The following is a 16,620-nucleotide window of genomic DNA, read 5'->3' as shown; positions in this document are numbered from 1 at the left end:
CAGACTCAGCGCCGGGCCAGCCTCACCAGTTCATCCAGTTGTAGGTGCGGCTGTTCAGTCGCGGTACAGGAATGGACTGGTAAGGCTCGTCGACCTCCAGGGCGTGGAGCTGCTGGACTGCGGCGCCGAGACCCGAGGGGACGCGGATCATGAACCGACGCCCTCCAGGCATAACTTCCCAGACCGAATAGCTGAAGGGGGCCTTGATGGCAGGGCCGTCGGATGCCGGGAGGGTCATGGCGAGCTGCCCATCGCGGATAGGGATGCGGCTGGTCTGAGGCAGGACGCGGATGCCGGTGGTGGTGTCGGTCAGCGGCGCGCTGGCGCGGACGAGGATGCTGGCGCGGTAGACATCCGCGTCGCTGCCCCACAGGTAGGTGGTAGTGATCTTCACTTGGTCGATACCGGGAGGGAACGGAGTCACTGGGGGCGGGAGTTGGTCATGCCGGATGGGGTTCTGGGAGGTCCACCCGGGGATCCACCATGGATCGCTCTCGAATCCGGCAGGAGGCTGGCCGCTCACTACGCCGTGACCACCGCGACGGCAGGGCTGGAGCGACGACCGGCTGCGTCGAGGGCGACCAGCGTGAAGCGGTAGCGGCTGCTGCGGATCTTGTGTCCGGTCAGGACGAGCTTGTATGTGGTCAGGCTGCCGTCGAGCTGAAAGCGGAAGACGCGGCTGGGGTCGGCCGGGTTCACGCCGATCTCCCCTTCGTGCAGCTGGAGTTCGTACCCCGCCGGGGCGGCGGCTGGCTTGGTCCAAGTGAAGGTGATGGCAGGGGCCGGGCTCGTCTGGGTGGCCCCGAAGGTGCCGGTGAACGCGCTCGGGTAGTTCGGCAACCGTGCGTCCACCGAGGCGTTGCTCCAGCCCTTGGTCAGGAACCGGTCGCCCGGCCTGTCTCCCTTGGAGTCGTAGAAGTTCACCGGCCGCCACCCGAGCAGCGCACGGTCACGCTCGCTGGTCAGGGCAGTCTTGTCGGCCTTGAGCTGTCCGTTCTCTGCGGTGAGCTGCGCAATCTGTGCCTTCAGCTCGTCGATTGTGGGCTCAGACGGCGTACCCATACTGCCTCCTGACAGGTCGTGTGTCATCACGAATTGTCCAGGGTGGAGCCATTAAACCGGTATTAGGCCCTACACGGCTCCGCGATTTCTGCCGCGCCAACGAGCGCCTGGCCTTTCTCGGCTACGTCTCAGCTTTCCCAGCGTGTCCCGATGCCACGAGCGCCCTCTGACATCCGTGAAGTGCACTTCCACGAGTGTGGGGAACTGCGGATCCAGCTGCCCGATGTGCCCAATCTCCACTTCCCGCTTGTCCTTCGCAGGAACAGCCCCAACAGCAATAAACACTTCCGGCCGCTCTTCGGGTAGCAGGTCTGCATAAGGGGCGTTTAGCGAGACGACGACATCGCGTACGGGAAGTTCCGATCCGTTCTCCACGATGACGGTGTGAAAGTGGTGTCCCGACCACTCGCCCTCCGCAATGTTGGCCACGGCGGGACAGTCGTGCACGTGAGGGCCCGTCAGGGCGGAGACCAGGCCTGCATAGCGACGCCGTTCGGCAGCGCGTGCAAGGAGGAGAGTGGCAAGAGCCGTCAGCGCGCCCAGCCCTGTCAACCACGGCAGCCAGACCGGTGTCACCGAGGCTGCTGTCACCCGGATCGCATCGAGAGTAGTCACCTGGCGGATCGTAGACCCCGCCCCTCCGCACCATCAGGCGATCACGACTGGTCATCACCTGTAGGTCCGCGCACTTGCTAGCGCTCGTAGAACGGGTTGTTAGCCGTCTGGATCTCCGGCATGGACAGTTCAGCGGACGCCCAGGTAGAAAGCGCGAGGGAGTCTACGTAGTCGTCGTGGGCGCCTACCTCGTTGGGGGCCTCGACGACAATATTCGGGCCCTGGAAACGCAGCTCCGCGTCCTCCATCTGCGCCTGGAAACGCTTCCACACCTTGAGCCTGCGCGTCTTCGAGTGGCCAGGCCAGGCGATCTTGCCCTGCCGCATCAACTCCATCAGGTGCTTCCACCGCTTCGACTGGGCGCCCAAGTCCGAGTTGCACTCGATGATTTCGACGCCAGGCATCAATATCTTCAGGCGCGAGGCCACGACGTCACCGACACCTCCGACGTCGATACAGATGGCGTAGATGCTGTAGGAGCTGAGCCAGTCGACCAGGCGGTAGTACTGCTCCTCCCACTCCAGGCCGCTGAGGTCCAGCCAGTTCAGTACGCGATGCTCGTACATGCCGAATTCGTCAGGGTGGTCCCAGTCCACCCAGGTGACCGTGGCAATAGTCGAGTCCTGCTTGCGGGCCGGGTCGATGCCGACGAGTACCGGAGTCCGGTTCCACGCCTTGACGACCTGCATGCTGGTGTCGCTCAGGCCTTCGAACTTTTCGCCCGTGGTGAACATCCCTCGGTCGAGCATCCATATCAGCCGGTAGGACAGCTTGAACTCATCCGAGTCTTCACCGATCTTGAGCTTCTCGGCCTCGACGTAGACCCCGTAGTCCGGGTGGGCCTTGGCGACGTCCTTGTAGGTGGCCTCGAAGTGGTTCTGGCGCTCGCCGCGCTTGCTGGCGAAACGTTTGTTCTGCTGGATGACCTTGTAGAAAACGCCCTTGGTGTACGTGGGCGTACCGGTGAGGACCATGGTGCCGCGAGTCGAGGCGAGCATCGGCGAGATCGACTTGTTGATGACGCGCTCGTCGGCCACCTGAGCTTCATCGACGAGCACCACGTGATAGGTACGCCCCTCGATCTGCGCCCTCGGATGACAGGTCTGCTTGCGTACCAGGGAGCCGGACTTGGAGAGCTTGAGTTCCCTGCCCTTGCCGATGACCCGGTCGTCGATCTCGGGGTCGTCCATGATTTCCTGAGCGCGCTCGGACGTAAGCCGGGAAACGAAACGACCGTACAGGTTGTCGGCCATGTCATCGACGGGCGCGAAGGCACCCACCCAGACGCCTTCTTTGAATCGGCCCATCAAGTTCGGGAAGATCGGCGCAAGCTTCGGAAACATGATCATTGCCGCTGCGATGGTATTGACGATCGTCTCCGTCTTACCGGATTGACGGGCCATGCAGGACGTAAGAGTCTTCGCATCACCGAGGATCATCGATTCAAGGATCCGCCGGGCCAAGGGCATCTGATAGTGCCTCAGAGGATGGCCGGACAGCTCATCCACGACAAGGAGCATCTTGTCGACGATGCTGTCCACCGTCTCCTGGCTTATCTCATGCGCCGTGGACTCCGGAATATACGAGTCCAGCGAATCTTCCTGACCGGCTGACGCATCCATGAAAAGCTCCTCAATTCCCCTGTCGGAAATTGAGGCTATGAGTGGTCCGGCTGAATTAGTTACTTCACTCGATCTCTGTAGCAGCTCGGCTTTCCTGAAGCGGTCCGCATTCGGAGCGTGTGGGGTAGCCTGCCGATCACACGTTCAAAGAGGCGCAGGGGGAGCTATGGACGGGCTGACAGGGGCGAGCTGGCTCTCGGCCGGAGTGCAGTGGGCAGCCGATCTGGTGGACGAGCACCGGGACATGCAGGAGCACGGGCCCGAGTACGTGGCACAGCGGAGGGCCTGGGCCGGGGAGCAGGCCCTCCGCTACTCGCCCTACACGCCCACCCGGCGGCCGCTGGCGACCCTGTCCTACATAGGCGTGTTCGGGATGCTCGTCATAGGTTTCGTGGCCGCCCTGGCGGGAGGCAGTGAGCGCGGCAGCGTGGCCCACATCTTCATGATGGTCGGCATCTATGCCTGCCTGCTATCGGTTCCCCTGTACATCGCAGTGGCTCTGCGGACCGGATCCGTCCTCGCGAAGGCTGCCACCAAGACGTTGCTCGACAGCCCGCTGGACCGCTCCCGCACACCCGGCGAGTTCGCGGCCCGGTCCATGAGCCAGCCTCTCACCCACGTCTGGGCCGCACTCGGGACGCGGGTCCTGGCGCTCCTCCCGCTCCCCCGGCTGCATACGCGGATCTACCAGCAGTCCGTCTACGCCGCGCTCTACCGGGGACTGGACGTCAGGGACCTGCCGGGCGCCGGACGCTGACCCAGCATTACAGGCCCGCCCGCTGACGCCGGGCCATCTCCTCCAGGACCACGGCGACCACCACCAGCCCGTCGGCGGCAGCCTCCAGCTCCTCAGCTCCCGGACTCTTGCGCAGCTCGGTCATGGTCCGCGACAGCTGGGTGACGCCCTGGTCCGCCCAGTCCATCAGGTCGGCCTGCGCCATGACGGCGGACCGCCGCGCCACACGGTCCCGGAAGCGGTGGCCGGGGAGCACCTCACGAAGACGACGGCTGAGCCCCATCAGCGCTCAACTCCCAGCATTTGCAGCAGAGTCCACTCATCGTCAAGGTCGGTCGCGGCCTCCGCAACGAGGTGCCGCACAGCGTCACACACGCTCTCCTGATACTCCTCGGGCTCAGGCATGCGAACCCTCCTCGGGCAGGAGGGCCTTGGGGCGGAAGATCCGCCCCATGGCCTCTTCCTCGTCCGCCAGGACGCGCGTGTAGCGGCCGACGGCCAGCGCCTTGCGTCCGCCGACGCGGAGCACCCAGGTCCTGTCGCACCGCCGGTACGGCGCAGACATCTCCTGGGTCCAGGTGGTGAAGGCGAGCCGCTGCCGCCGGTTCACTCCGATAATTCGGACAAAGAAATTGGTCATGCCCCGGACCGTAATCGGGGACATGACCAAACTGGTATCGCGTACGTCAGTCGGGCAGGATCAGCGACGGAGGCATCCTCGCCGTGGTCTGCGGAACAATCCCGTGCTCACGCAGCTGCACCGAATAATCGATGCTGCTCTCACGGTAGAAACGCAGCAGCTCCTCCAGCTCCCGCACATAGCGGCGCAACTGGTTGAGGGCGCTTTCCTGCTCTTCGCGAATGTCGCGCTGTTCCTCGCGCAGGGCGCTCCTCCGGTCCTGCCAGACTTTCGTCCAGGCCGCAAGGGAGGCTATACCCCCGCCGCCGAGGAAAGCGGCGATAACTTCAGGGTTCATCGTGGGGTCCTCCGCTAGGCGATTCTTCGGTACGGATGGCCGTTCAGGGTGGAGTTGATGTAGCGGCCTTCCGACCGTGCCTTGCGGACGTGCCTCCACTGGCTCTCGGAGACGCGGTAGTACTCGTAGACGGCGCCGCCGTGGCTGCCCCGCCCGTCCTCGCCGTTGCGGAACTCAAGGCGCAGCGTGTGCGTCTTGTAGTCGTACCCAGCGGCTACAGTCCGGGGCCGCTGCGGATTGACCGTGTGGTCGGGATAGGTATCGAAGGTGAACAGGCCATTCGTGTCCTCTCCCGCCTCGAAGGCCTCCAGCCGCGCCTGTACCTTGGGGCTCGCATTCTTCCGTGACTGGTACTGGAGACGGTCGATCTGCCGCTTCGTGTAAGGGCTGCGGCTCGTGAGGTTGCTTCCGGCTGGCGGGAGCGGCTTCGGCTTGACGTACTTCTTCGCCATGAGGGCTCCTAGCAGGAGGCGAGAGTATAAGTGCCCTCCAAATTCTAGGATTTCGCTCCCGCATTCGGGTAAGCCGAAGCCCCCGCATCGACAGGACACGGGGGCTGGGTGCGGCGTATTCAGGCGGCCTCTGACTCTGTGCCATTGTCCACCAGGTATATGGGCCATTCCGATCGGGCAGCGCCCAGGCGGATTTTCTTTCCGATCTTCACTCCGTAGCGAGGTGCTTGCCCCATCCGCTTGGTCACCTCGGCCCAGGAGTGCAGGGCCGCTACAGCGTCGGCGCGTGAAAAGCAGGTCTCAAGGCGTTCGATGATCATGCCGCGTCCCAGAAGCCGGAGACGGTCGGGTACAGGACGCTCTCGACGTCCGCCTCACGATAGTTGGGACCTTTGAGGATCTTGCCGTCGGACCTGCGCACCGGACGTCCGTCCAGCCCGAGCTTGGACATGTTGCTCCGGTGGACCTCTTCGAAGACTTGGTCCAGAGGGATGTGGAGGACGTCGGCGGTTCCGTAGGTGACGTACAGGAGGTCGGCCAATTCCTTGGCCAGCGCGATGCGGGCGCTCCGGCCGATCTGACGGCGCCCCACTCTGCGGGCCAGTCGGGTCAGTTCGACAGCGGCCTCCCGTGTCTCCTCCTCGATGAGAGTGCGGCGCAGGAGCACCAGGTTCTCCCTGTCGGCCGAGGTGTGCTCACGTTCCACACCGACGGCGTCGTGGAACTGCCTGACTCGGGCCAGGGGGTCGTACGTCATGCTGCTCTCCTGTCGTGCTGGTCGTACGAGACTGCGTCGCGCCGGGAACGCTCGACGGCGTCCTCGCGCAGATGGTCGGCATAGATGAGGTAGGAGCGAAGCTGGCTGCCGCAGTCGATGGGCTCCTGGGCCCATCCGCAGCTGCACGTCGCCTGGATCTGGCTGGTGTTGTGGGCCGCCGGACAGTAGGACGGTATGTGGCGACCTGTCATGCAGCCATCGCAAACTGGGCGTTGAGTGCCTTCTCCAGGATGAAGACTGGCGAGTTACGCAGATGCTGAAGCTGCCGGTCGTAGCCGATCGTGGTCTTCGGGTCCTTGTGGCGCATGACCTCTTGGACCCGCTCCAACTTCACGCCGAGCGCGAGGAGCAGACCGGTCGTCGTGGCCCTGATCAGGTGCGGGAACAGCCGCTGGATGCCAGCTCGGACGCCGAGGCGCACGATCGTGTCGTACGCTCCGGTCCTCGACAGCCTGCGCCCTGTGCGGGTGATGAAAATGGGGCCCGAGGTCCGATCTCCGACGTAGGCCATGATGGCCGCAAAGGCCATGTCGGGCAGCGGCACGAGGACCTTCTCGTCCCGCCCCTTCGGCAGGATGCGCAGGACTCGCTGACCGCCCTCGCTCTGGATGTCCTCGATGTCGGCGTTCAGGAGTTCACTGACCCGCACGCCGAGCAGCAGCAGGGTGACCACCAGCGCGTGTAGGCGCTCTGATGTCCAGAATGCTTCGCGCACCAGGCTCTGTGACTCGTCCATCGACATGCCCAGCGCTGTCTGGTTGGCGGGCTTCGGCTTCGACACGTCCCAGAACGGGTTCTTCTTGGCGTAGTCCCAGCGGATGGCGTACGAGTAGAACCCCGAGACAACTCGCAGCGCTCGCAGTCGAGTTGCGCTGCTGAGGTGGTAGTCGGCCTCCAGCGATGCCAGCCACCCCGCAGCGGTGTCCGGCCGGGCCTTCAGAGGATCCACGCTGCGGTCGACGCAGTACGTCACGTAGCGGCTGATGTCGCGTGTGTACTCGCTTCGGGTTCGGCCGTTCTTGGTTGCCAGCCACTCATCGACGGCGCGCTCGGCCCTGTTGAAGTTGGTCTTCTGGTTCATCGCTTGGGCTCCCCCTCCCTGCACCACGGCAGCGGCGACGGCCCCCGGGTGACCGGCGTGTCGGACACGCCGGATACCCCTGACGCTAACAGTTGACCAACATATCTTCAACTGTTGTTCTGTTGGTGCGGCGCGAAAAAAGAGGCCTGCCCCCATAGGGCAGGCCTCTAACGAACCGCGAGTGCGTTCAGGACCGCTTCACCTTCTGCACCGCTGCTTCGCGGCGTGCGTACAGGGCGACAACTTCGAGCGTCAGGGGCACACCTGCCTGCATGTCCATGATCATGCTGCGCTCCTCCTTCGAGAACGACTCGGGGTTGTCGATGAGTGCCTCGCGCAGCCCGCGAAAGACCTGATCAGGCTCGATGTCCAGGATGTTGGGTGCGTCCGCCAGCTGAGGCCTCAGCGTCCGCCAGAGCGTGATCAGCTCCTCGGGGACGCGGCCGATCCTCCCCTGAAGATTCTTCGGCCACGACCTGACCAGCTCCTCCTGCTCCTCCGTCAGCTGTTCAGGGCTCGTCTTAATGAGCTTCTGAAACCAAGCACGGATGTCCTCCGTAGTCGCCAGGACCCCGGTGACGTCCTGATGGAGCCTTGCGCGAAGAGGCTGGATGCGGGAGTCAGCACGAAGGGGCTTTGGCAGGTCATCCGGCTCGGCATCCCGCAGCTCCCGCACCAGGGCAGGCTCCAGCTCCAGCACACACGGCCCGCAGCGCCAAAGATCCAGGATGACGTCCCGGTTCAGCTCAACCCGGTAGGGGTGACCCTGCACCGTTGCTCCGCACACGGTGCCATCGGGCAGCCGCCGCTTGCATGTTGTCCTCATCAGGCAGGTGCCTCTCTGATTCTGCAAAGGAGCATCACAACGGGATCCGAACCTGTGTTCGCCACCCTCCGCTACTCACGACACCTAGTTGATACCTGGCTGATCACATGTTCCGCAACTCTTGCTCATTAAGAGATGCCATAAGTCTGCTCACAGCAACGGCGGGAACTCACTCCGTCACAGGGAGAGGGTTCCCGCCGTTGCTACCCCCCGTCAGGCGTCCCGCCTGACGGGCACCCGGTCGAGGAGCCCGATCAGATCCGACTCCAACACCAGGGCTATCACCTCACCCGTCACCAGGTTCACCTGGTACTTCAGCGCCCGGAGGCCCCCGCACAGGTCCGCGATGATCGCCTCATCCGAGGCGATGTTGACCGCAACTATCTTTGCTCTGGGGCCGACTTCGACGACCGCCTGGCGAGACGCAGACGGTCCTCCGACCCCGCCCCCGGACGCCCCCGCTACCCTCTCGTTCCGACCCGCTTCGGCTGGAGCCGAACTCACGTGTGCCCCCTCATTGTGCAGATCCCTTGCCACCGAGGCCTCCGCCCTTCCCGCAGAGCGAGACAGGCCCGGCTCAATCGGCTGTCCTCAAGCGGCTCGCCGAACAGCCAGCCGCGCTAGTCCCAGGTGATGTCTCCCGGCACTTCCGCAGCTCCCCCAGCCGCCGACGCCCCGCCAGCCGGGGCCACAATCCCGTTCCACGTGATGTCGGCTTGATTGCTACTGGCGCCCACATGTCCGGCAGCGAACCCTCCGACAGCCAACAGCGCGGCACCAGCCGCCGCAACGAGCCCCCGAACTAGCGAAACCTTCATCATGTCCACCCCTCAACTGGCTAGCGCTACTTGAAACTGACGGCCTGTGAGCGAAAGGGCTGCCAGGCATTCCGCCACAGCCGCCGCTAGCTCGCCCATCCGCAGGATGTCGCCGTGCACCGTTTCCCTCAGGAAGCTTCTCGAATGCCCGTGCGACTCTGTGAGTGACTGAGGGTAGGCTGTCCGCTTCCCAGCCGAGATGCAAGAAGTTAGCCGCTGCCAGTAGTTGCACTGCCGATCAAAGCAAGGAGCGAAAAGGGTGAAAAGCGAAGAGTCGACAAATGCGGACAACACGGAGCTGTCGGATCAAGCCAGCGCCCTCTACCTCCAGATCCGCCACGATTACGTCCCCGACCCAAGCGACCCCGCACTCGCCGAGCTCGTTCGCAAAGGGCTGATCACCCCTGTCCCCCTCAACAACGGCGCCTACGCACGACTTGACACCCACGTCGCCGAGCGCAACCGCACCACACAGCTCCTGGATGGCCTCGAACGCCACGTCGCAGCGCTCCGCGCACTGCCCAAGTTCTTCGACTCACTCCCCCAGGCAGCTGCCCAGTCCGGCGGAGTCACCCTCCTCCCCGGCATCAAGCAGGCCAACGCGAGCATGACGGCCGCGTCCGCCCAGGCAAAGCACGAAGTCGTCACCTGCCACCCCCGCGACCGTCCCGCGAGCACCGCAGCCACCAAAGACAGGGACGCCAAACTCGCCGCACGCGGGGTGCGCATCCGCACCATCTACCCCCACGCCGCCCGAGGCCGACAGCCCGAGCAGGAGTACAGCCGGGCAATCGCCGAAGCAGGTGCTGAAATCCGCACGCTGACCCCGCCCTTCGAGCGGATGGTCATCATCGACAATTCACACGCTTACGTGTCGGACTACCTCGACACCCCCAGCGAAGACAACCCATGCTGGCTCGTCACGCACCCGGCAGTGGTCGCCGTCCTCCGCAACGTCTTCGACACTCAGTGGATGCGCGCTGCGCAGTGGATCGGCGGCGCTGCCCAAGAGGCCGCCCAGCGAACCACCACTCCACAGCAACGCGCCATCCTGCGCCTTATGGAAGACGGCTACGAGGACAACCAGATCGCTGACACGCTCCACGTCAGCCTCCGCACCCTGGGCAAGCAGATCGCTGAGATCAAAGCGCTCTTCGGGGTGGAGACACGGTTCCAGCTCGGCACCCTTTGGACTCGGCACCCCGATTACGCCGCCGACTGATCCACCCCGGCACCCAGCAAGCGATGCAGCATCGCCTCGTCCAGCACCAGTCGCACCTCTCCCGTGACTCGGTTGAGGCGAAACACGCAGTACTTCAAAGCACCCAAGGCCTCAAGAGCCTGCGCTTCCGCCGAGGCCACATCGAGTTCTACGCTGCCGCCTGCCACCTGGTTCCCCTCGCCAGGACGCCCCAGCCCCACAGACTGCGTCCCCCACCGCGTAGCCAAAGCGTCGATTCCACACCAAACATGCAGGTCAGAGCGCTTTAGCGCATATGCCCACCCTGGGATCATCCACGGCATGCAAGCAGGCTGTCAACTAAAGTGATCAGCCTGTCGATGGGGCAGTAACGTTTGCCTCGCACACGACCGCAGGCGTAGGGATGGCAGAAGGACACGGCCTTGGACACGACCACACGTACAAGCAGCCGCCCGTGCTGACCCTCGCCGCCAAACTCGCCTACCTCCTGCGACGGCGCCCCGGCCCCGACGGAGAACCCCCTTCCAACAGGGCTCTCTCCGCTGCAATCCAAGCCCTCCCCGGGCACACGCGCGGAGGCTCGGTCGGCGCACTCTCCAACCTCCGCAGCGGCAAAGACGACAACCCTACCGTCTCTACCATCGCGGCGCTGGCGTCTGTTCTCGATACACCTCCGCCCTTCTTCCTTCCGGGGTGGGACGACATAGCGGCGCTCACGGTTCTCCAGCACAACCCCCGAGCCCTCGACATCGTCAGACACCTCGACGGCCTCGACCAGGCCGACCTCGACAGCCTGCTCCGCCAAATCCAGGACCGCCGAGAGCAGCTAGGGCTCCCTCATACTGTTCCTGCGGACGAGATCGACACAGAGAGCGACTCTGGCGACACCGGCCGCCGATACCGACGACGGCGCAGCAGCGAAGAGGCCGCCCAATACGCCGCCGACTCCCTGGAAGGTCTCTAGCCCTTGAACAGCACCACAACCAGCACGCCGCTCGACGGCCTCATATTCGGCTTCTGCACAGCCCTCGGCGTCATCGTCACCGCCGCCTGCATCTACCGAGTCCGCCGCAAGCCGACCGTCGCCAACAAATGCATCACCTTCGCCTTCGGCATCTGCACCATCGGCGTGGCGTTCGCGATTCCCGCCGTAGCCAACGCAGTTGAGGACCTGACCGGCGTCAGCAACCTCCCCAAGCTGGCCGCCCACATCTGCGCCATCGCCTGGTGCGCCAGCCTCCAACTCACCATGGTCGACATCGCCTACGACCCCGAGTACCTGCGCACGGCCATCTACCAGCGAGCCACCATCGCCATCGCCGTCGTCCTGGTGATGATCCCGCTCTGGCTCAAGGCCAACATCCCCGGCACCCAGTTCACGACCGAGTTCGCCAGCCAAGTCCCCATCAGGATCTACCTGTTGGTCTACCTCGGCTACGTCTTCATCACCTGCTGCGAGCTGGCCTTCATGTGCACGAAGTCCGCCACGCTCAACTGGCCCGGACGCCCCTGGTCAACCTTCGGCTACGGCGCCTCCGCCATCGCAGCGATCTTCGGCATCGGCTACACCGCATCGAAGGGCAGCTACCTGATCGCCTACACCGTGGGATCCCCGTGGTCGCTGAAGCTGGAGGAGAAGCTGTCGCCCGCCCTCTCCGGCCTCGCGATCGTCTTCCTCTTCGTCGGCCTCACTCTGCCCGTCGGCAGAGCACTCTTCGAGAAGGCCCGACGCCGAAGTACCACTCCCTGATAGTGTCGACTTAGACGAAGGGCCAACTCCTGCCAGAGCCAGGCCCTCCGCGCAGTTCACGAGCCCGGTCGCTCTGTTGTAGGCCGGGCTCGCTGCTTTTTGAGCACCACCGCCTGGTAGCGTCGAAACGCGTAGGACCCGATTACAGCGGGCCCCGTCCGCCGAAAGCCCCCTGTTGCGAGCAGGGGGCTTTCGGCGTATTCACTACCGACCGGGCGTGCTCACCACCTCGGTCACATCAACCGCCGCGCCCGCAGGCTCAGTTGTTGCCGTCGGAGCGCCGAGGTTTGATGTCCCTCACGAAGTCGCTGTTCTCAAGGTGATGCAGCAGCGCCTTCACATCGTCTGAGGACGGGACCATGACACCAGTCTTAGCGCCCATACGGACCATCGACCACCTTTGCACCAGACTCAGTGAGTCGGTGCGCAGCGGGTCTGCGGAGTCCGTGGAATCGACGACGGAGTACTGAAAGGCCACAGGCCCTGTGATCACGATCTGATCGCTAACGAGACGAACGTGCTCGTTAGGCGCGTGGTCCGTAAACGCCCTGACCTCTTCCTCAGAGGACCGAATGAACGACAGGCTTGAGGAACGACGGCCAGCCAGGCAGACCACATCGGTGTCGCCGCCGATGCGCTCGAAGCTACGGCCCTCCCCCGACGACAACCCACGGCCATAGGGGACTAGAGCGTCGAGGAGAGGCAACAGAGGCGCGCTGCGCCGCATAAGCATCCACTGGGTGCGTGCGAGCTGAAGAACCAACACCACGGCAACGGCGCAGGCCAACGTGCCCCACCAGGGTGCACCGAGCAGAGGTACCACTATGCCGAGCACTACTACGGCACAGGAGTGTGCAGCCAGCTCGGTCTTGAGCCGCACTGCCTGTCGGCTTGGCAAGCGAAAAGGCTTTGTCATGCGCCAAGTCTAGCGACGGCACGTTCCTCGCGGCCGGGCATCCATTCCCGCCTCACCTTTCTGACGACCTTTCAGAAAGCCGTAGCAGAAAGTAGTTCTTGACTTTCATGGCGCACGACCGACCGTAGTATCTGACGGGTCGTCGGCAACCCTCGGTGAAAGAAAGCGCTTAGGCGGACGTGACGCTGCGCATTGTCGACGGAGCGTGCTGATACTGCCTCGCCGCGTAAGATGGCCAGCCGCAAGCGCGACCAGGGGGGCCTTTGGCGGGAAGATCGTTTAAGGGTGGGGGGTCACTTTATGCAACGTAAGGTGAGCCTTAGTGGCGAGGAACACATACTGACGTGCCGTCAGATGGATTTCGCAGATGTACCGAAATAGCGCCTGTGGGCCAGTATGACTACATCCAAATTACAGTTTGGTCGTAGTCGACGGGCTGACTTAGCCGTCACCTTCCGAGCTGTCAACTGAAACCATGATCGTTAGCTCACGATGCGGACAGTCGCCCCAGAAATGCTGTCACGCTGCGCGTTCTTGACGAGGCGTCAGGTAAGGGTTACCTCAGTAGCCAACAGTCACTGATACTGCCAGAACTGACGGCATGTCAGCTAGGGGCGACCCCTGACAAACGGACCATCAGCAATCACGGGGAGTTGCTACGCACATAGCGTCACAGCTTTGAGCTTGGAGCCACCCCGGACCACGCGCGCTACATGTTGCTATATGCCTAGGTAGAGGACCACTAAGCCTCTCCCCCCGAAAACCTTTCGCCGACACCTTTTCACGTGCCGTAACCAGCGAGGGGCAGTCGTTGAATTGCGTACGTAGGTAGACCACTCGCGCCGGAGCGCACGCACCCTTGTTGCATAGGGTTATGTCAGCCTTGACCTTGATCAACTGACGCCCCGAAACTTTCCCGCTGCTCAGTAGGGGCCGTGACGCGTCGCGCCCTCCCCCTGGGTGCGCATACCGACGGGGCGCCGGACGTCGTACCGAGCACGCACGGGCGCACGGGCCCTACAGCGGCCTACGGGGAGCACACGGGGCAACGGGGCGGGAAGGGTGCCCACGGGAGGCGCACGGGCCCTACAGCGGCCTAGGGGCCCCGGATTCCCCACGGGGCGCCGTGGCGTCGCCACTGGTCACAGCTTCGCGACTGGCCAAGTGTTGACAGGGGTTAGACACCCCCGTAATGTCATCCCCGTTCCACCCCAACCGGCCACCACGGCGGCGGGGGCGGGACACCCCGGAAAGCGCAAGCCAAGGGGGCGGAGTAACTCGCACGATGCGGGTGAATGCCTCTCAGCGGCGCAGGACGGGATGCCTTGACCGGCGCCACTGACCAAGGGTTCCAACACTTAGCCAGTGTGGTAGGGTCGGGGCACCGAACGACAAGCGGCCACGACGGCGCCGGTCGGACGGGGTGGCCCAACGGACACACTGACCTAGGGTTCAAGGCCAGGGACAGTGTGATAGCGTAGGCCACGGCAAGCGGGAAGCGGGCTGGTAGAGCTGCTTACTGGGCGCCAACCTAGCTCGACTGACCAAGGGTTTATAACCTTAAGACAGTAGAGGTAGGGTCTAGCACAGCAAGACCGGGAAGGCGCTTCGGGGCCTTTTCGGGGGCGGTGACACCGGGATTTCTACGGTGAGTTCCACTACTCGATAATTGAAAAGCGTGCGAGGGATTGTCTTGGTTGCTCTGAAAACCTTGACGGCCGACCCCGGTTACTTCTGTGTCCGATCACGTACGGCATAGATGGTTTCCGTCAGTAACCCGTCAAGTCATCTTAGGGGCGCTAACCATGACTAATCCGCCCGTCTTCCCCCTCCATAGGGAAGTCATGTCCTCCGGGATGTGAACCGTACGAGCGGCATAACTCGCAACGTCTGTTCCTTTTGAATGTTCCCTCTGGGGAGCTACATAAAAACCGGACTCGACTTCGGGTTTCTGCGGGCAGGGTATACCCCACCTGGCGGTGCACGAAGTTTGTGGAAGGAAGTAGGTCCGTTCTGCCTAGCAAGCAGACGGCCGACGGTGGAAACGTGCAAGCGAGCGACGAAGGGATAGTCAGAAATCTGACTATGGCTGGAGTAAGCGAACACGACAGCCACTCCTAGCGATCGAGACCGAATGCGGTGACGCAGTAGGTAATAGGGCAGGAGTCGGGGTACAGCAGCCGTCGTAAAATAAATCCGCGCTTACGACACCTAGGTGACTCGTGGACGTTATCGCTGTGAAGCGAAAGCAACCACGACAGAGTGTGTCTGACGACGCGGAAAAAGATTCACTCGCATGTTGACCCTTCCCATAGGAACAGAGAGTGCGAGGCACTACACATACTTCGCCCGGCCCGAGATTTACAGGGTGTAGCGGTGCGCAATCCGCTGCCGGGCACTCGACCTCTATCCGATCTGCTTCAGAGGAGGAAAGCCATGATCGACCTTGACGAGCAGTTGTTCAACTTCGTTCAGATCAACGTTCCTAACATCGCGCCCATCATCAGGAAACTCAAACGCCCGATTTCTTTGAACGAGGTTCGCGAGGAGTACCGGGGCATCCAGTTCACCTACGGGCTGCGAGAGGGATCGATGAGTGTTTCGGCCGGTGACGGTGCCCCGGCACAGGAGCTGTACGTGTACTACGTCCAGGACCCGAGGTCGGGTGGCTTCGTAGAGTTCGACGGAATCTGAAGGAGCGGGATCAGTGAAGAAGCGGCTGTACTTCACATTCACCGACAAGGAAGGCGTCACCTGGCACGGGGACTGCCCTCGCTGGGCCGCTCGCACCCGAGCAACGGGACGGTACAAGGAGGGGAGAATGGTTGTGCTCTCCAGCAGCACGCCGGAGCCCTGCGACCACATCGATCACTAGGGAGGGTTGTGTGAGGATCGAACTCGATCACAGTCCGACACAGGAGACAGGTGCGGGACAGTTCTACCAGCTGTTCCTCTGGGCGCCGGAGCTCGGCGACTGGCGCGCGGGTTGGGACTCACCCGACAAGCAGGTGGTTCTGGACCAGGCAGCGGAGGCCCAGACCAATGGTGTGTCCGCCGACCGCATTCGCATCGTCACGATTAAGTACTCCATCGAAGGAATCTGACATGACCGCGAAACTCTGCCAGTTCTGCGACGACAACACCCCGGCCGTGGCCCGCGTCTTCTTCGCTTGGACCACCCGCTCCGACGGTACGCGGCAGGAGGCGGATAAGGTCCTGTGCGCTCCGCACATGCGCAGCAAGCGTGACGAGTTCACCAACGGCTCCGAGGACGGTCCGATGGACCCGGCCTTCGAGGTCCTGGAGGAGTTCGACGAAGCCCTGGAAGCAGTTGCCAGCGGGCAGTGGGATGAGGAGCTGAAGTATGCGCACGAGTCTGGTGTGCGCTTCGTCTGGAGTCACGGTCCCTACATCGACGTCTTCATGACGGGCAGCGACTCGTCCCCGGCCCACGCGCTGAATGTCTACGACTATGCCAAGGGCGCTCCCACGATCTCGACGTATGAGGAGTTCAAGGCTGAGTGTGACGAGTGGCTCGATGGCCTCGATGACCACGATCTGATGGGGTACACCGAGGAATCCTGGTTCCAGAACAGGAAGCGCCGTGGCTGAGTGGGTTGAGAAGGATCTGACCTCGTCGGAGGAATGGGACGGAAGAAATCGGGAGTGGGAGACGACCATCGATGGTGTTCGCTACATCGTGGTTGGCGTATTGACCCCGGGTCTTCCCTACTTCGAGCCGGACGGAGCGTTGCGGTCCCCAGCGTGGCAGTACACGGGGTGGGT

23 protein-coding genes are annotated in these 16,620 nt (G+C 63.3%); 7 read left to right on the top strand and 16 right to left on the bottom strand.

From position 1 onward, the window contains the following. Positions 1-22: 22 nt before the first annotated feature. The 4 genes from IE267_RS21850 to IE267_RS21835 all read right to left on the bottom strand — a co-directional run bounded on the left by IE267_RS21850 (position 23) and on the right by IE267_RS21835 (position 3,299). Entirely contained in the window at positions 23-394 is a 372-nt protein-coding gene (locus tag IE267_RS21850; RefSeq protein ID WP_189764341.1) for a hypothetical protein, read from the bottom strand. A gap of 128 nt (positions 395-522) precedes the next feature. Next, on the bottom strand, positions 523-1,062 hold the full coding sequence (locus IE267_RS21845) for a hypothetical protein (RefSeq protein WP_189764340.1): 540 nt from the start codon (positions 1,060-1,062) through the stop codon (positions 523-525). A 69-nt stretch (positions 1,063-1,131) separates the two neighbouring features. Further along, positions 1,132-1,677 (bottom strand): hypothetical protein, encoded by a 546-nt coding sequence (locus IE267_RS21840; RefSeq protein WP_189764339.1) that lies wholly within the window; start codon positions 1,675-1,677, stop codon positions 1,132-1,134. Between the two features lie 77 nt (positions 1,678-1,754). Beyond that, positions 1,755-3,299, bottom strand: coding sequence for a terminase large subunit domain-containing protein (locus IE267_RS21835; RefSeq protein ID WP_189764338.1), 1,545 nt, complete (start codon positions 3,297-3,299; stop codon positions 1,755-1,757). 166 nt (positions 3,300-3,465) lie between these two features. On the opposite strand from IE267_RS21835, the gene IE267_RS21830 reads away from it, so the two are divergent. Then, the gene (locus IE267_RS21830) at positions 3,466-4,056 is read left to right on the top strand and encodes a hypothetical protein (protein WP_189764337.1); all 591 of its coding nucleotides are present in this window, start codon (positions 3,466-3,468) and stop codon (positions 4,054-4,056) included. A gap of 7 nt (positions 4,057-4,063) precedes the next feature. Here IE267_RS21830 and IE267_RS21825 read toward each other — a convergent pair whose 3' ends face one another. From IE267_RS21825 to IE267_RS21780, 10 genes are all read right to left on the bottom strand, one after another. Beyond that, positions 4,064-4,318 carry a hypothetical protein gene (locus IE267_RS21825; RefSeq protein ID WP_189764336.1) on the bottom strand — a complete coding sequence of 85 codons (255 nt, stop codon included), beginning with the start codon at positions 4,316-4,318 and terminating at the stop codon, positions 4,064-4,066. A gap of 114 nt (positions 4,319-4,432) precedes the next feature. Further along, entirely contained in the window at positions 4,433-4,675 is a 243-nt protein-coding gene (locus IE267_RS21820; RefSeq protein ID WP_189764335.1) for a hypothetical protein, read from the bottom strand. A 46-nt stretch (positions 4,676-4,721) separates the two neighbouring features. Next, a complete protein-coding gene (locus IE267_RS21815; RefSeq protein ID WP_189764334.1) occupies positions 4,722-5,012 on the bottom strand; it encodes a hypothetical protein in 291 nt (96 codons plus the stop codon). A 14-nt stretch (positions 5,013-5,026) separates the two neighbouring features. Continuing rightward, on the bottom strand, positions 5,027-5,464 hold the full coding sequence (locus tag IE267_RS21810) for a KTSC domain-containing protein (RefSeq protein ID WP_189764333.1): 438 nt from the start codon (positions 5,462-5,464) through the stop codon (positions 5,027-5,029). A gap of 119 nt (positions 5,465-5,583) precedes the next feature. Further along, entirely contained in the window at positions 5,584-5,784 is a 201-nt protein-coding gene (locus tag IE267_RS21805) for a hypothetical protein (RefSeq protein ID WP_189764332.1), read from the bottom strand. Beyond that, positions 5,781-6,221 carry a pyrophosphohydrolase domain-containing protein gene (locus tag IE267_RS21800; RefSeq protein WP_189764331.1) on the bottom strand — a complete coding sequence of 147 codons (441 nt, stop codon included), beginning with the start codon at positions 6,219-6,221 and terminating at the stop codon, positions 5,781-5,783. Before IE267_RS21800 ends, IE267_RS21805 begins: the two co-directional genes overlap by 4 nt. Beyond that, complete coding sequence (locus IE267_RS21795) at positions 6,218-6,433, bottom strand: hypothetical protein (RefSeq protein ID WP_189764330.1); 216 nt, start codon at positions 6,431-6,433, stop codon at positions 6,218-6,220. Before IE267_RS21795 ends, IE267_RS21800 begins: the two co-directional genes overlap by 4 nt. Then, the gene (locus IE267_RS21790) at positions 6,430-7,323 is read right to left on the bottom strand and encodes a tyrosine-type recombinase/integrase (protein WP_189764329.1); all 894 of its coding nucleotides are present in this window, start codon (positions 7,321-7,323) and stop codon (positions 6,430-6,432) included. The genes IE267_RS21795 and IE267_RS21790 overlap by 4 nt, the downstream gene beginning before the upstream one ends. A gap of 187 nt (positions 7,324-7,510) precedes the next feature. Beyond that, complete coding sequence (locus IE267_RS21785; RefSeq protein ID WP_189764328.1) at positions 7,511-8,095, bottom strand: hypothetical protein; 585 nt, start codon at positions 8,093-8,095, stop codon at positions 7,511-7,513. A 267-nt stretch (positions 8,096-8,362) separates the two neighbouring features. Continuing rightward, positions 8,363-8,653, bottom strand: coding sequence for a hypothetical protein (locus tag IE267_RS21780; protein ID WP_189764327.1), 291 nt, complete (start codon positions 8,651-8,653; stop codon positions 8,363-8,365). A gap of 573 nt (positions 8,654-9,226) precedes the next feature. On the opposite strand from IE267_RS21780, the gene IE267_RS21775 reads away from it, so the two are divergent. Further along, positions 9,227-10,189 carry a helix-turn-helix transcriptional regulator gene (locus tag IE267_RS21775; RefSeq protein ID WP_189764326.1) on the top strand — a complete coding sequence of 321 codons (963 nt, stop codon included), beginning with the start codon at positions 9,227-9,229 and terminating at the stop codon, positions 10,187-10,189. Here the strand turns inward: IE267_RS21775 and IE267_RS21770 are convergent. Then, a complete protein-coding gene (locus IE267_RS21770) occupies positions 10,174-10,356 on the bottom strand; it encodes a hypothetical protein (RefSeq protein WP_189764325.1) in 183 nt (60 codons plus the stop codon). The two genes, IE267_RS21775 and IE267_RS21770, sit on opposite strands and share 16 nt — an antisense overlap. 266 nt (positions 10,357-10,622) lie before the next feature. Between IE267_RS21770 and IE267_RS21765 the strand changes: the two genes are divergently transcribed. Continuing rightward, positions 10,623-11,132, top strand: coding sequence for a hypothetical protein (locus IE267_RS21765; RefSeq protein WP_189764324.1), 510 nt, complete (start codon positions 10,623-10,625; stop codon positions 11,130-11,132). Between the two features lie 3 nt (positions 11,133-11,135). Further along, a complete protein-coding gene (locus IE267_RS21760) occupies positions 11,136-11,918 on the top strand; it encodes a hypothetical protein (RefSeq protein ID WP_229861359.1) in 783 nt (260 codons plus the stop codon). 259 nt (positions 11,919-12,177) lie between these two features. On the opposite strand, the gene IE267_RS21755 is transcribed toward IE267_RS21760, so the two are convergent. Beyond that, positions 12,178-12,834, bottom strand: a complete 657-nt coding sequence (locus tag IE267_RS21755; protein WP_189764323.1) for a hypothetical protein — start codon at positions 12,832-12,834, stop codon at positions 12,178-12,180. A gap of 2,436 nt (positions 12,835-15,270) precedes the next feature. Between IE267_RS21755 and IE267_RS21750 the strand changes: the two genes are divergently transcribed. From IE267_RS21750 to IE267_RS21740, 3 genes are all read left to right on the top strand, one after another. Beyond that, positions 15,271-15,528 carry a hypothetical protein gene (locus IE267_RS21750; RefSeq protein ID WP_189764322.1) on the top strand — a complete coding sequence of 86 codons (258 nt, stop codon included), beginning with the start codon at positions 15,271-15,273 and terminating at the stop codon, positions 15,526-15,528. 191 nt (positions 15,529-15,719) lie between these two features. Beyond that, complete coding sequence (locus tag IE267_RS21745; protein WP_189764321.1) at positions 15,720-15,938, top strand: hypothetical protein; 219 nt, start codon at positions 15,720-15,722, stop codon at positions 15,936-15,938. 1 nt (position 15,939) lies between these two features. Next, a complete protein-coding gene (locus IE267_RS21740) occupies positions 15,940-16,446 on the top strand; it encodes a hypothetical protein (protein ID WP_189764320.1) in 507 nt (168 codons plus the stop codon). The last annotated feature ends 174 nt before the right edge of the window (positions 16,447-16,620 follow it).

Origin of the sequence: Streptomyces xanthochromogenes (assembly GCF_014650455.1) — a bacterium.
Classification (GTDB): Bacteria; Actinomycetota; Actinomycetes; order Streptomycetales; family Streptomycetaceae; genus Streptomyces; species Streptomyces xanthochromogenes.
This window is presented reverse-complemented; position numbering and strand designations above follow the sequence as displayed.

Bases quoted from the DNA above. Each gene is read 5' to 3' on its own strand.
- IE267_RS21845 (WP_189764340.1), bottom strand. From the start codon at position 1,062: ATGGGTACGCCGTCTGAGCCCACAATCGACGAGCTGAAGGCACAGATT.
- IE267_RS21835 (WP_189764338.1), bottom strand. From the start codon at position 3,299: ATGGATGCGTCAGCCGGTCAGGAAGATTCGCTGGACTCGTATATTCCG.
- IE267_RS21830 (WP_189764337.1), top strand. From the start codon at position 3,466: ATGGACGGGCTGACAGGGGCGAGCTGGCTCTCGGCCGGAGTGCAGTGG.
- IE267_RS21825 (WP_189764336.1), bottom strand. From the start codon at position 4,318: ATGGGGCTCAGCCGTCGTCTTCGTGAGGTGCTCCCCGGCCACCGCTTC.
- IE267_RS21820 (WP_189764335.1), bottom strand. From the start codon at position 4,675: ATGACCAATTTCTTTGTCCGAATTATCGGAGTGAACCGGCGGCAGCGG.
- IE267_RS21815 (WP_189764334.1), bottom strand. From the start codon at position 5,012: ATGAACCCTGAAGTTATCGCCGCTTTCCTCGGCGGCGGGGGTATAGCC.
- IE267_RS21810 (WP_189764333.1), bottom strand. From the start codon at position 5,464: ATGGCGAAGAAGTACGTCAAGCCGAAGCCGCTCCCGCCAGCCGGAAGC.
- IE267_RS21805 (WP_189764332.1), bottom strand. From the start codon at position 5,784: ATGATCATCGAACGCCTTGAGACCTGCTTTTCACGCGCCGACGCTGTA.
- IE267_RS21800 (WP_189764331.1), bottom strand. From the start codon at position 6,221: ATGACGTACGACCCCCTGGCCCGAGTCAGGCAGTTCCACGACGCCGTC.
- IE267_RS21795 (WP_189764330.1), bottom strand. From the start codon at position 6,433: ATGACAGGTCGCCACATACCGTCCTACTGTCCGGCGGCCCACAACACC.
- IE267_RS21790 (WP_189764329.1), bottom strand. From the start codon at position 7,323: ATGAACCAGAAGACCAACTTCAACAGGGCCGAGCGCGCCGTCGATGAG.
- IE267_RS21755 (WP_189764323.1), bottom strand. From the start codon at position 12,834: ATGACAAAGCCTTTTCGCTTGCCAAGCCGACAGGCAGTGCGGCTCAAG.
- IE267_RS21750 (WP_189764322.1), top strand. From the start codon at position 15,271: ATGATCGACCTTGACGAGCAGTTGTTCAACTTCGTTCAGATCAACGTT.
- IE267_RS21740 (WP_189764320.1), top strand. From the start codon at position 15,940: ATGACCGCGAAACTCTGCCAGTTCTGCGACGACAACACCCCGGCCGTG.